This window comes from Sulfitobacter faviae (assembly GCF_029870955.1).
GTDB lineage: Bacteria > Pseudomonadota > Alphaproteobacteria > Rhodobacterales > Rhodobacteraceae > Sulfitobacter > Sulfitobacter faviae.
In genome coordinates this window covers 742,032-754,343 of the sequence record NZ_PGFQ01000001.1, presented here as the reverse complement: position 1 = coordinate 754,343, position 12,312 = coordinate 742,032, and the positions used below count along the sequence as shown (strand labels likewise).

At 63.1% G+C, this 12,312-nt stretch carries 11 protein-coding genes and 1 pseudogene; 5 read left to right on the top strand and 7 right to left on the bottom strand.

Features of this window, described 5'->3' with window-relative positions; all coding sequences use genetic code 11:
- The first annotated feature begins 45 nt into the window (after positions 1-45).
- The 3 genes and pseudogenes from CUR85_RS04040 to CUR85_RS04030 all read left to right on the top strand — a co-directional run bounded on the left by CUR85_RS04040 (position 46) and on the right by CUR85_RS04030 (position 3,458).
- Positions 46-1,002, top strand: coding sequence for an ABC transporter permease (locus CUR85_RS04040; RefSeq protein ID WP_067268104.1), 957 nt, complete (start codon positions 46-48; stop codon positions 1,000-1,002).
- A gap of 2 nt (positions 1,003-1,004) precedes the next feature.
- Positions 1,005-1,823: an ABC transporter permease gene (locus CUR85_RS04035; protein ID WP_082852164.1), complete on the top strand. Its 819-nt coding sequence runs from the start codon at positions 1,005-1,007 to the stop codon at positions 1,821-1,823.
- Between the two features lie 19 nt (positions 1,824-1,842).
- Positions 1,843-3,458, top strand: a pseudogene (locus CUR85_RS04030) (ABC transporter ATP-binding protein).
- Positions 3,459-3,468: 10 nt separating this feature from the next.
- On the opposite strand, the gene CUR85_RS04025 reads toward CUR85_RS04030, so the two are convergent.
- From CUR85_RS04025 to CUR85_RS03995, 7 genes are read right to left on the bottom strand one after another with little or no spacing between them, the layout of a single operon-like run.
- Entirely contained in the window at positions 3,469-4,800 is a 1,332-nt protein-coding gene (locus CUR85_RS04025; RefSeq protein WP_067268099.1) for an aspartate aminotransferase family protein, read from the bottom strand.
- 3 nt (positions 4,801-4,803) lie between these two features.
- The gene (locus CUR85_RS04020) at positions 4,804-5,916 is read right to left on the bottom strand and encodes a phosphotransferase (protein ID WP_067268097.1); all 1,113 of its coding nucleotides are present in this window, start codon (positions 5,914-5,916) and stop codon (positions 4,804-4,806) included.
- Positions 5,913-7,202: an ArgE/DapE family deacylase gene (locus CUR85_RS04015; protein ID WP_067268095.1), complete on the bottom strand. Its 1,290-nt coding sequence runs from the start codon at positions 7,200-7,202 to the stop codon at positions 5,913-5,915. The genes CUR85_RS04020 and CUR85_RS04015 overlap by 4 nt, the downstream gene beginning before the upstream one ends.
- 17 nt (positions 7,203-7,219) lie before the next feature.
- Positions 7,220-8,431: an acetolactate synthase large subunit gene (locus tag CUR85_RS04010; RefSeq protein WP_280322862.1), complete on the bottom strand. Its 1,212-nt coding sequence runs from the start codon at positions 8,429-8,431 to the stop codon at positions 7,220-7,222.
- Positions 8,341-8,610, bottom strand: a complete 270-nt coding sequence (locus tag CUR85_RS04005; RefSeq protein WP_280321835.1) for a thiamine pyrophosphate-binding protein — start codon at positions 8,608-8,610, stop codon at positions 8,341-8,343. The genes CUR85_RS04010 and CUR85_RS04005 overlap by 91 nt, the downstream gene beginning before the upstream one ends.
- Positions 8,607-8,780 (bottom strand): thiamine pyrophosphate-binding protein, encoded by a 174-nt coding sequence (locus CUR85_RS04000; protein ID WP_280321833.1) that lies wholly within the window; start codon positions 8,778-8,780, stop codon positions 8,607-8,609. Before CUR85_RS04000 ends, CUR85_RS04005 begins: the two co-directional genes overlap by 4 nt.
- Positions 8,777-9,805 carry a histone deacetylase family protein gene (locus CUR85_RS03995; RefSeq protein ID WP_067268092.1) on the bottom strand — a complete coding sequence of 343 codons (1,029 nt, stop codon included), beginning with the start codon at positions 9,803-9,805 and terminating at the stop codon, positions 8,777-8,779. The genes CUR85_RS04000 and CUR85_RS03995 overlap by 4 nt, the downstream gene beginning before the upstream one ends.
- Here CUR85_RS03995 and CUR85_RS03990 point away from each other — a divergent pair.
- The gene (locus CUR85_RS03990) at positions 9,770-10,588 is read left to right on the top strand and encodes a GntR family transcriptional regulator (RefSeq protein ID WP_067268091.1); all 819 of its coding nucleotides are present in this window, start codon (positions 9,770-9,772) and stop codon (positions 10,586-10,588) included. The genes CUR85_RS03995 and CUR85_RS03990 overlap by 36 nt on opposite strands.
- 99 nt (positions 10,589-10,687) lie before the next feature.
- Complete coding sequence (locus tag CUR85_RS03985) at positions 10,688-12,262, top strand: ABC transporter substrate-binding protein (RefSeq protein WP_067268089.1); 1,575 nt, start codon at positions 10,688-10,690, stop codon at positions 12,260-12,262.
- The last annotated feature ends 50 nt before the right edge of the window (positions 12,263-12,312 follow it).

The window sequence follows — 12,312 nt, the reverse complement described above, 5'->3', positions numbered from 1 at the left end:
GTTTCCCGCACCAATGGCCCGCCCCGGGCCGGAGAAAACCTTAAAATGTCCCGGCTTCAGAAGCTTGTTATCGGCCGAGTGTCCCTCGGCATTCTGACCCTCTTTGTCGTATCCGCCCTCATGTTCGTTGGCATCGAACTTTTGCCCGGTGATCTGGCGCAGCAGATCCTTGGCCAATCGGCGACTGAATCGACCCTCGCGGCCTTTCGCGCCGAGCTTGGCCTCGATCAGCCTGCGCATCTTCGGTATTTCGATTGGCTTGGCGGTGTGCTGCGCGGTGATTTCGGCACCTCTTTGGCTTCGGGGCGCGAGGTGTCTGAGCTTTTGGGCCCGCGGCTTGCCAATACCATGTTTCTGGCCGTCTATGCCGCCGTTATCGCCGCCCCGCTGGCGGTGATCCTTGGGCTGCTGGCGGCGCTGTGGCGCAACACGCTGTTTGACCGCGGCGTCAACCTGACCGCGCTTTCCGCCATCTCCATGCCCGAGTTTTTCGTAGGCTATGTCCTGATCCTGTTTCTGTCGATCAAGGCGGGCGTCTTTCCGACGCTGGCACGGATCGACAGCGCCACGGGGCTGTGGGACGCGCTCTATCGCAGCTTTCTGCCCGCGCTGACGCTTATTCTTGTGGTCGTGGCGCATATGATGCGGATGACGCGGGCGGCCATCATCAACGTGCTGGCCTCGCCCTATATCGAGATGGCCCGCCTCAAGGGCGTGCCGCGCTGGCGCATCATTCTGCAACACGCGCTGCCCAACGCGCTGGCGCCGATCGTCAATGTGGTGGCGCTGAACCTTGCCTATCTGGTGGTCGGCGTGGTGGTGGTTGAGGTCGTCTTTTCCTACCCCGGTCTGGGCCAGTTACTGGTCGATGCGGTTTCCAGCCGGGATTTCCCGGTGGTGCAGGCGGTGGGGCTGTTCTTTGCCGCTGTCTATATCACGCTGAACGTTCTGGCCGACATCATCTCGATCATGTCCAACCCGCGTCTGCGGCACGGGAGATAACGATGAAATCTTTGCTGAAATCCGCGCCTCCTTCGGCGATCTTTGGCATGGTGGTGCTGGTCCTCGTGGCGATCACCGGACTTTTCGCCCCGTGGATCGCGCCCTATGGCGAGACGGAGGTGGTGGGCGACGCCTATCTGCCGTGGAGTGGCGCGCATCCGCTCGGCACCGACAATCTGGGCCGCGATATGCTGTCACGCATGATCTTTGGCGCGCGCAATACGGTTGGGCTGGCGCTGCTGACCACGGCCATTTCCTTTTCGGTCGGGGCCACGCTGGGGATGCTGGCCGCGCTCAAAGGCGGCTGGCTGGATGAAGTCCTGTCGCGGCTCGTCGATGTGTTGATGGCCGTGCCGCCGCTGATCTTGGCGCTGATGCTCTTGGCCATTGTCGGCCCCTCGATCCCCAATATGGTCGGGGTGATCGCGGTGATCTATGTGGCGCCGGTCTATCGCCTGTCGCGCGCGGCGGCGATGAATGTCGTCGGGCTTGATTTTGTCGAGGCCGCCAAGCTGCGCGGAGAGCGCACGCCGTGGCTGCTGCGGCGCGAGATATTGCCCAACATTTGGTCCACCCTGATCGCTGAATTTGGCGTGCGCTTTTGCTTTGTGTTTCTCTTTATCGCGGCGCTGTCCTTTCTTGGCATCGGGATTCAGCCGCCCACGGCGGATTGGGGATCGATGGTAAAGGAGAACGCCACCCTGATCAGCTTTGGCGATATCACGCCGCTGATCCCGGCGGCCGCCATCGCCTTGTTGACCGTTGCGATCAACCTGATCGTCGATTGGATGCTGCACCGCGCCAGCGGTCTGAAAAGTTAACCAAGCAGGGGCCAAGCTTATGGGAAATCTTCTGAACATTCGCGGTCTCCGGCTTGAGGCAGGCAGCCGCGCGCGGCCCAATGTGATCATCAAAGGGCTCGATCTGGAACTGGACCGGGGTGAAGTGCTGGGTCTTGTCGGCGAGAGCGGGGCGGGCAAAAGCTCCGCTGGCTTGGCGGCGATGGGCTATGTCCGCGACGGGGTGCGCTTTGCCGGGGCAGCGTCGAATTCGACGGCACCGAATTGATCGGCATGGGGCGCGGGCAATTGCGCCGGTTGCATGGCAAGCGCATCGCCTATGTCGCCCAGTCTGCGGCGGCAAGCTTTAACCCCGCCAAGACGCTGATCGACCAATATACCGAAGCGCCGCGTCTACACGGTGTCTCGGGCCGCGCGGCGGCAGAGCAGGACGCCGTCGCGCTCTACCGTCAGATGCAATTGCCCAACCCCGAAGAGATCGGCTTTCGCTACCCGCACCAAGTGTCGGGCGGCCAGTTGCAGCGGGCGATGACGGCGATGGCCATGGCCTGTCGCCCCGACCTGATCATCTTTGACGAGCCGACGACCGCTTTGGACGTGACCACCCAGATCGAAGTGCTGGGCGCGATCCGCGATATCGTCGAGCAATATGACACGGCGGCGATCTATATCACCCATGATCTGGCGGTGGTGAGCCAGATGGCCGACCGCATCTGCGTGATGAAGGATGGCGCGGCGGTGGAGACCGCGCCGACCAAGACCATGCTCGACGCCCCGCAAGAGGACTATACCCGCTCGCTCTGGGCCGTGCGCTCCTTCCGCCGCCCGGACGCTAAGGCGGGGGAGGCTCCGGCGCTGATCCGCTGCGAGGGGGTTTCGGCGGCCTATGGGCCGATGACGGTGCTGGACAACCTCAACTTCACCTTTCCGCGCGGCCAGACCACTGCCGTCGTCGGAGAAAGCGGGTCGGGTAAATCAACCCTCGCCCGGGTCATCGCAGGGCTGTTGCCCCCCGTCGCCGGGCAGTTTTTCTGGAACGACGCGCCGCTTGAGCCGCAACTGGCCAAACGCGGGGCTGAGACGCTGCGCAATATCCAGATGATCTATCAATCGGCGGATACCTCGCTGAACCCGCGCCACAGTATCCGCGAGATTTTGGCCCGCCCGGTGCGCAAGTTCACGGGCCGCAGGGGGCAAGAGCTTCAGGCGCGGGTGGCGGAACTGATGGATCTGGTCGACCTCGACCGCGCTTTCCTTGACCGCAAACCCAGCGAACTCTCGGGCGGGCAGAAGCAGCGCGTGGGCATCGCGCGGGCGCTGGCAGCCGAGCCGGAGTTCATCATCTGTGACGAGGTCACCAGCGCGCTGGACCAATTGGTGGCCGAAGGGATCCTGCGGCTTTTGGTGCGTTTGCAGACCGAGCTGGACCTGACCTTCATGTTCATCACCCATGACTTGGCCACGGTTGAGGCGATTGCCCATAAGGTGATCGTGCTTAAGAATGGCCAGATCGTGGAGCAGGGCGGGCGTGATGAGATCTTCGGCGATCCAAAGCAGGCCTATACCAAGCGGCTGCTGACATCGGTCCCGCAGATGGACCCGGAATGGCTGACCGAGGCCCGCGCGCGGGAGCGGTCTCTGCGCGAGGCGCAGTAGGGCCGCAGGGTTAACCCCCCTCGGCCCGCGCGGCGGCGAAGGCGGCTTCTGTCGCGTCGAGGAACAGGGTCGCCTCGGCCTGCTGCAAGACAAGCGGGGGGCGGATTTTCAGCACATTGGCCCCCGGCCCGGTGGCGCTGATCAAGACGCCATTCTGGCGCAGATGGTTGACCACGAATTTGGCGCGGGCGGCATCGGGGGCGTTGGTCTCGCGCGCGGTGACGCATTCGACCGCCAGAAACAGCCCCGCGCCGCGCACATGGCCGATCTCGGGGTAGCGGCTCGCGATGTCTTGCAAGCCGCTCTTGAGGTAGCCGCCAACGGCTGTGCCATTGTCCTGCAATCCCTCATCCGCGATCACGTCGAGCACCGCCATGCCCGCGGCGGCGGCCACGGGATTGCCGCCAAAGGTGTTGAAATACCGCGCCTTTTCGCCAAATTCTTGCACCAGCTCTGGCCGCATCGCGGTGCCGGAAAGGGGGAAGCCATTGCCCATCGGCTTGCCCATCGTGACCATGTCAGGCACCAGCCCGTGGCGCTCGAACCCCCAGAAGGCATCGCCGGTGCGGGCAAAGCCGGGCTGCACTTCGTCAGCGATGAAAAGCCCCCCTTCGGCGCGGATCAGATCGACAGCTGGTTGCAGGAACCCCGCCGGATCGGGATGCAGCCCGTCACTGGAAAAGATCGTATCGACGATGAAGGCCGCAGGCTCGATCCCATCGGCGCGCATCTCGGCAATCGCTTGGCCCAGATCGGCGGCGAGTTTAGCGCCCTGCTGCGCCTCGGGGATGCGCAGCGTGTCGGGCGCGTCGATCAGCCGGATGCGCGGGCTGCGCGGGGTGAATTCGCCCAGAGAGGGGGAGAGTTCGGCCACCGCTTCGGTCAGCCCGTGATAGGCAAGCCGGGTCACGATGACGCCCTCGCGCCGGGTATAGCTGCGGGCGATGCGCAGGGCGATGTCATTCGCCTCGGACCCGGTGCAGGTGAACATGACATGACCAAGCGCCTCGGGCATGGTAGCGAGCAGCCGTTCGGCGTAAGTGACAACGTTTTCATGTAGATAGCGGGTGTGGGTGTTCAGCACGCCCAACTGCTGGGTGATCGCCTCGACCACGCGGGGGTGGCAATGGCCGACCGATGCGACGTTGTTGTAAGCATCGAGATATCTGCGCCCGTCCTTATCCCAAAGCCAGACACCCTCGCTGCGCGTGATATGCAGCGGCTGGTCGTAGAACAGCCGGTAGGCGGGGCCGAGCGCTTTGGCGCGGCGGTCGATCAGGGCGCGGTCTGCGGGGCTGAGGGCCTCGGCTTGGGCGCTGTCATAGGCGTTGATCATGGTCATCGGTCACTCCGTTCCCGCAGCATGGTGCAGGGATTTGATCGCGGCGGCGTCGCCCACATGGTCGAGCGCGGCCAGCCCGCGTTGCGAAGCGGCGGCGTTGCGCAGGATATAGGGGGCATTCTCAGGATAGCGCCGCGCGCGGGAGGCGCCGATTGCCAAGGTGGTGGCATGGCGCAGGCGGATCAGACTGGGCAGAAGCGCGACCTCTTCGGCCTCCAGCGGCAGCCGTGTGGCGAAGCCCGCGACCATCTCGCAAATGGCACCCAGCGGATCCGTGCCTTGGCCGAGTTGATAGGAGCAGGCCACCGCCAAATCACAGGCCAGCGGCGTATGCACCATATCGCCGAAGTCGATCAACCCGACGGGATGCTGCGCCTGTGGCGCGTCGACCAGAATGTTATGGGGGTTGAAGTCATTATGCACGATCTGTGCCCGCAGATGCGGCAATCGCGGGGCGGTTTCCGCGTCAAACTGGTCAAGCCTATGCTGCAACTGCTGGCGCAGCGCGGCGTCCTGCACATCCGCCAAAAGGGGGCGCAGGTGGCCCGCTTGTTTGATGTCCCATTGCAGGAAATGCCCGCCCGCGGGGTGAAAGAAGCCGCGCAGCCCAAGGGTGACCCGCGCGTGAAAATCGCCCAAGGCGCGGTAGAGGCCCGGCTGCGGGGTCGCATTGCTGAGCACGGTGCCGCCGAGGAAGGACATCAGGCGAACGACATGGGGCTGCCCATCGGCGGCGGTGGCGACCTCGGCAGCTTTGCCGTTTAGGCTGGCGCAGATGCGTTGCACGGGCAGTTCGGGATCGGCGGCGGCCAGATGCATCAGTGCCGCGGTCTGCATGTCGGTCACCGCCCGGTCTTCGGCGGCATTAGTGACCTTTAGGAGCGCCTGCTCGCCCGTGGTCAGGGTGATCAGAAAATTCGCGTCTTTTTCAGCGGCAAGCGGTTCGATCTGCCCCGAGATACCATAGAAACGCAGCGCAACCTCCGCCGCGCGGGCCGCGTCAAAGGCGGGCGGGTCTTGTGCCAGCAGGTCGGTCTGGGTCCCGGTCTCTTCCACCAGCACACCGCTGAGAAACGGGGGCAGGCCGCCGTGGAGCGTGATCCCGGCCTCGGTCATGGGTAGGTGCCTTCGGTCCCGCACCATTCGGCGATGAAGAGCGCCATGGCTTGGGTGATCTTCTTGACCGAACTGAGGCTGACGGATTCGTTGATCCCGTGAATGTTGCGCGATCTTGGCCCGTAGCAGAGCGCGGGGATCTTGTTGTAAAGCGCATAAACCCGCGTATCGAGGTAGCCCGCCGTCATGAAGGATTGCAGCGGCGCGCCGATGGCCTCTTCATGGGCGCGTTCCAACACGGTTTCAGCCTCGCTGCCCGGCTCCAGCACATAGCCTTCGGCGTAGAAACCGTTGAAGACCACCTTGGGCGGGTTGTTCGACAGGAAGCTGTCGCTTTGGGCGAAGGCTTTGACCCGCTCGGTGATCTCCCGCGCGGCATCCTCGGCGCTGCGGCCCGGATAGATGGAAACGCGGCAATCGATGTTGCACCATGACGGCACTGATGAGGCCCAATCGCCGCCTTCGATCTTGCCGATGTTGAGGTTGATCGGATGGGCCTCGTCTTCGAAATGCGGGTGCTCGCCTTTCTCGGCGTTCCACTCCTCCTCCATCTCGCGCAGGGCTGTGATGACGCGGGTGGCAGCATCAATGGCATTGGCCCCTTCGCCCATTTCGCGCACATGGACCGGCACGCCGCGCAACTGCACCTGAAACCAGATGACGCCGGTGTTGGCGCGGACCAGCATTTCCTCTTCGGGTTCGGGGATGAAGACCGCATCGGCGGTGTAGCCTTGCAGGAAAGTCTGCAAAGCGCCGTTGCCAGTGGATTCCTCCTCGACCACGGATTGCACATAGACGGTCGCCGCCGGTTGCAGCCCGATGCGGCGCAGCGCGTCGAGCGCAAAGATATTCGCAGCCGCCCCTGCCTTCATATCGCCCGCGCCCCGGCCATACATCCAATCGCCGTCAATCTTGGCCGAAAAGGGCGGATCGTCCCACATGTCGTGCAGCCCCTCGGGCACCACGTCGAGATGCGATTGCAGGATCAGCGAGCGGCCCCGCTCATCGCGCGGGCGGTGGATGCCCACGACGATGGGCGCGTCGGAATGATCGTCCGAGTATTTCGACCCGCCGGGATGCGCCTCAATCGCGGCGCGGTCCATCTTGAAACGGTCCATCGCGTAGCCACGGCTTTGCAGGCTGCGAAACAGCAGGTCTTGGATCGCATGTTCATGGCCGCGCAGGGAGGGCATTTGCACGAGCTTTTGGGTAAAACTTACCTGTTCGGCAAATCCGTCTTCGACAGCCTGAAGGATGCGAGACTTGAGGTCTGGATCAAGGGGCATGGCGTGTCCTTTCGGGGTTACAGCATCGCTTCGATGAGGAAGGGGCCGGGCTCTTTCGCGGCCTCTTCGATGGTGCGCATCAACTCGGCAATGTCTTCGACCCGTTTGCCCGGCACGCCCATGCCCTTGGCCATGGCCACAAAATCCAATTGCGGGCGGTCGAGGTTCAGCATGCTCAGCGCGTCGGGGCCGGGTTGGGCGCCGACGTTGTGCAACTCGCCCTTGAGGATCTCATAGGACTGATTGGCCAGAATGATGGTGGTGACGTTGGAATTCTCGCGCGCTTGGGTCCAGAGCGCCTGAATGGTGTACATGGCCGAACCATCGGCTTGCAGCGTGATCACCGGGCGGTCGGGGCAGGCGATGGCGGCCCCGGCGGAAAGGGGAATGCCAATGCCGATCGACCCGCCGGTCAGCGCGAGCCAAGTGTTCGGCGCGGCACTGTCGCCCGCCGGGAAAGTCGCCCCGCCGGAGGACACGGCCTCATCCACCACGATTGCGTCTTCGGGCAGCGCATTGGCCAAGGCCGCGCCGAGGTTTTGCAGGCTGATGCCGCCCGCCTGTGGTGCCGCGGGCCGCGCGTGGTCGCGCGGGGTGGCGGGTTTCGCACCGATACGGTCCGCCACAGCGGCCAGTGCGGTGGCGCCATCCGCATCGACGGCGGCGAGCGTCACGTTATGGCAATCGACCGGCAACAGCAGGCTCGGCTTTTCGGGGTAGGCGAAAAAGGCGACCGGCGGCGGCGTCTCGATCAGGATGGCGCGGCGGTAGGGGGCAAGGCATTCGAGCGCCGCGTTGATCGGATAGGGGATTTTGTTGACGGCAAACCGCCCCTGTCCGCGCTCCAACCGGCGGTTCGAGGTCGGGGCGAGGATATCGGCGCCGGTCTTTTCCGCGATGCCGTGCAGCAGGGCCATCGCCTTTTGGTTCTCCAGCACACCGCTGCCGACCAGAAGCACGGTCTTCTCACCACTTTCCAAGGCTTTGACCGCGGCATCAAGCGCGGCTTCGTCCAGCGGGGCAGGGGCCGCGGGGGGCACGACCTCGGCCATCTGGCCGCCCGCGTCCCAGCCGATGTCGGCGGGCGCGATCAGCGTGGCGACCTTGCCCGGCTTGCCTTGGGCGACCGCGAGGGCGGTCATCGCATCGGCGGCAAAGCTGCCCGCGTCACGACCCGAACGTACCCAATCGCTGAAGGGCGCACAGGCGCCTTCGACATCCGCCGACAGGGGGCGTCGTATTTCTGGTGCCGCAGCGCGTGATCGCCCACAAGGTTGACCATCGGCACCCGCGCCTTGCGGGCGTTGTGCAGGTTGGCGGCGGCATTGGCGAAACCGGGGGCAAGGTGCAGCAGGGTCACCGCTGGTTTGCCGGCCATGCGCGCATAGCCATCGGCGGCGCCGGTCACCACCCCTCGAACAGGCCCAGAACGCAGCGCATCAGTTTGGTGCGGTCCAGCGCGTCGACGAATTGCATTTCGGAGGTGCCGGGATTGGCGAAACAGACCTCCACCCCGCCCGCATGCAGGCTGCGCACAACGCTTTCCGCGCCATTCATATCTTGGGGTGTCTTGCTCATGCTGTGGCCTCGCGGAATGTCGTGAGAAATGATTTTGCGTTATCGGCAAGGGAGGGGCCAAGGTAGCCGCCCTCTTGGATCAATGCGGTGGGAAGGTTCAGCGCCGCCAAGCGCCGGGCCATTTCGGCAAAGCCGTCGGGATAGACCTTCACGGCAGCCAGCGGATCGTCGGCGGCCATGTCAAAGCCCAGCGAGACGACCAGCGCCTCGGCCCCGAAATCGCGGATCGCGGCAATGCCCTTGTCGAGCAGGGCCAGCACCTCATCTTGGCTCGCACCCTGCTCCAGCAGCAGGTTCAGCGATTTGCCCGCCCCGTCGCCTTCGCCCGTCTCATCGGCATGGCCGAGATAGAAGGTGGGGTAGGTGGCCGGATCGGGATGCAGCGAGCAAAAGAAGATGTCGCCGCGTTCATAGAGGATGTCGAGCGAGCCATTGCCGGTGTGCACGTCGATGTCGATCAGCGCGACCTTCTTGAAGGTCTGGGTCAGGCGCTCTGCCGCGATACAGGCGTTGTTGAAAAAGCAAAAACCGTTCGAGCAATCGCGCATCGCATGGTGGCCGGGCGGACGGCAGAGCGCATAGGCCGCGCGGGCGCCTGTCGCCACCGTTTGGGCCGTCTCAATGGCGGTTTGGGCGGACCAATAGGCTGCATCCCATGACCCTTCGGTCAGCGGGGTCGAAGTGTCGGTCATCCACCAACCCAATTGACCGTGAATGTCCTTGGGCTCTTTCCCGCGCCGCACGCCGGGGTGCATGGTGGGAATGGCCAGCGCATCCGGCCCCGCGCTTTCGACGAAACGGGCATGGGCATCGGGCAGGAAATCGACGTAGTCAGGGTTGTGCACCGCCTTGATCGGCGCAAGCCCGTGGTCTTTGGGTTTGCTGATCTCAAACCCTTCGCCGATTAACATATCGCGTAGAATTTCAGCACGTTGTGGCTGTTCTTGATGCGGCATCGCCGCGCCGCGCCGAAAATAATGTGTCGGCGCATGGCCAAGCTGGCGTTCGTCGAAAAAGACTTTCATCACATTCCCTGTGGTCTGATGTCGTTGCGGCGGAGCATTGCAGTTTTAATTTGCAGGCTCAATAGAAATGATGCATCATGCATCAAAACTGGCAGCAAGTCGGCCAGTAAGGATGAGGGCGCGATGGCCGAGATCAATCAAGTTTCATTGGGCGATGCGATTTATGATCGGGTCTGTCAGGACTTGGTGGAAGGCAGGCTTCGCCCGAATGAAAAGGTCACCATTCGCGGCTTGGCAGAGCGGTTGGGTACCAGTTCGACCCCGGTCCGCGACGCGGTGCAGCGGCTCTTGCGGGATGAGGCTTTGGTCCAGCGCAGCGTGCGCGATGTGCGCGTGCCGGTGCTGAGAGAGGCGCAGTATCTTGAAATCGCGAGCATCCGGCGCGAGCTGGAGGGATTTGCCGCAGGCCACGCCGCTGAGGTGGTCGGCCCCAAGGAAATCCGCCGCCTGAAAAAGATCGTGGAGCGGAACGAGGCCGCAGCGGTGGCCGGGCGCTGGCCGCAGGCGGTGAAGTATAATCAAGAGTTCCATTTCGCGCTGGTAGAGGCGGCAGAGATGCCGATCCTGCTGGCCATCCTCAGCGGGCTATGGCTCCGCATGGGGCCGCTAATCGCCGGGTACTATGCGCAAGAGCAGATGGGGCTGGTTCGACATCATCAGGCAATTATTGCAGCCTGTGAGAATCGCGATCCCGCAGCCGCAGCTGCGGAAATGCGCGCAGACATCGATGACGCAAAGGAGGGGATCATAAGATACATCCAATCATTCACCACAGGTGAATGAGCCATCAAGACGCCGCCAATCGCGCGGCGACCACCCAAGCGACTGCAAGAAGCCGACGTCAGATCGGACGCTGCCCTTGGGCGAGTTTCAGCAAAACCAATGGGGATTTACATGCTAAAAACCACTAAATTAACCGCAGCCGTTTTGGCGCTGGCGCTGGCCGGGCCTTTGGCCGCGCAGGATGGTGAGCCGAAGTCCGGCGGCACGCTTAACGTCGTGATCCAGCCCGAGCCGCCCAGCCTGATGATCGGGCTTGTGCAGAACGGCCCGACGCAGATGGTCGGCGGCGATATCTACGAAAGCCTGCTGCGCTATGATTTCGACCTCCAGCCCGAAGGGCAGTTGGCTGAATCATGGGAGATTTCCGAAGACGGCAGGACCTATACCTTCAAGCTGCGCGAGGGCGTGGTGTTCCATGACGGTGAGCCCTTCACTTCGGAGGATGTCGAATTCTCCATGGATAAGTTCCTGCGCGAGAGCCACTCGCGGATGCGCACCTATATGGAACATGTCGAAAGCATCGAGACGCCTGATGACCACACGGTTGTCTTCAACCTCAAACAGCCCTTCGGCCCCTTCATCGGCATCTTTGAGGCGGGCACCGCGCCGATGATCCCAAAGCACATCTATGAAGGTACGGATTACGCCAATAACGAGGCGAACAACACGCCCATCGGCACCGGCCCCTTCAAGTTCGACAAATGGGAGAAAGGCAGCTTCATCCATCTGGTGAAGAACGAAGACTACTATATGGAGGGGAAGCCCTACGTTGACGAAGTCTATTACCATGTGATCCCCGACGCCGCCTCCCGCGCCGTGGCCTATGAGACCGGCAAGGTCGACGTGCTGCCCGGCGGCTCGGTCGAAAATTTCGACGTGGCGCGCATTCAGGCGATGGAAAACACCTGCATCACCGACAAGGGCTGGGAATATTTCGGTCCGCTGTCTTGGATGTGGGTGAACAACGACAACAAGCCGCTCGACGATGTGAAGGTGCGCAAGGCGATCATGCATGGCGTCGACCGCCAGTTCGCCAAGGACGCGCTGTGGAACGGTCTGGGCAAGGTTTCGACCGGCCCGCTGTCCTCCTCCACCCGTTTCTATGACGGCGACACGCCGGATATCTCCTATGATCCGGAAAAGGCCAAAGACCTGCTGGAAGAGAGCAGCTATGACGGCGAAACCATTCGCATCTTGGGCCTGCCTTACGGTGAGACTTGGCAGCGCTGGGCCGAGGCGGTCAAACAGAACCTGAGCGAGATCGGCATGAAGTCCGAGATCGTGCCCTCGGATGTGGCGGGCTGGAACCAGAAGGTTGCCGACCGCGACTTCGACCTCGCCTTTACCTATCTCTACCAATACGGCGATCCGGCGCTTGGCGTTTCGCGGACCTATATGGGCGACAATGCCGCCCCCGGTTCGCCTTGGAACAATGTAGCGAACTACCAAAACCCCGAGACCGACAAGCTCTTTGCCGAAGCGGCCCTGATGGCCAGCCCGGAAGAGCGCAAGGCCGCCTATAAGGAGATCCAAGACGCGATCGTCGAGGATGTGCCGAACATCTGGCTTCTGGAGCTGGGCTTCCCCACCATCTACCGCTGCGACGTGAAGAACCCGGTCAACACCGCCTTTGGCGTGAACGACGGTTTCCGCGACGTATGGCTCGATAAGTAACAAGAGCGACAACGCTCATGGCCCAAGCCGCCGCGGCGGCTCGGGCATCT

Coding starts and splice junctions, on each gene's coding strand:
- CUR85_RS04000 (WP_280321833.1), bottom strand. CDS start 8,780: ATGAGCAAGACACCCCAAGATATGAATGGCGCGGAAAGCGTTGTGCGC.
- CUR85_RS04040 (WP_067268104.1), top strand. CDS start 46: ATGTCCCGGCTTCAGAAGCTTGTTATCGGCCGAGTGTCCCTCGGCATT.
- CUR85_RS04035 (WP_082852164.1), top strand. CDS start 1,005: ATGAAATCTTTGCTGAAATCCGCGCCTCCTTCGGCGATCTTTGGCATG.
- CUR85_RS03990 (WP_067268091.1), top strand. CDS start 9,770: ATGGCCAAGCTGGCGTTCGTCGAAAAAGACTTTCATCACATTCCCTGT.
- CUR85_RS04025 (WP_067268099.1), bottom strand. CDS start 4,800: ATGACCATGATCAACGCCTATGACAGCGCCCAAGCCGAGGCCCTCAGC.
- CUR85_RS04020 (WP_067268097.1), bottom strand. CDS start 5,916: ATGACCGAGGCCGGGATCACGCTCCACGGCGGCCTGCCCCCGTTTCTC.
- CUR85_RS03995 (WP_067268092.1), bottom strand. CDS start 9,805: ATGAAAGTCTTTTTCGACGAACGCCAGCTTGGCCATGCGCCGACACAT.
- CUR85_RS03985 (WP_067268089.1), top strand. CDS start 10,688: ATGGGGATTTACATGCTAAAAACCACTAAATTAACCGCAGCCGTTTTG.
- CUR85_RS04015 (WP_067268095.1), bottom strand. CDS start 7,202: ATGCCCCTTGATCCAGACCTCAAGTCTCGCATCCTTCAGGCTGTCGAA.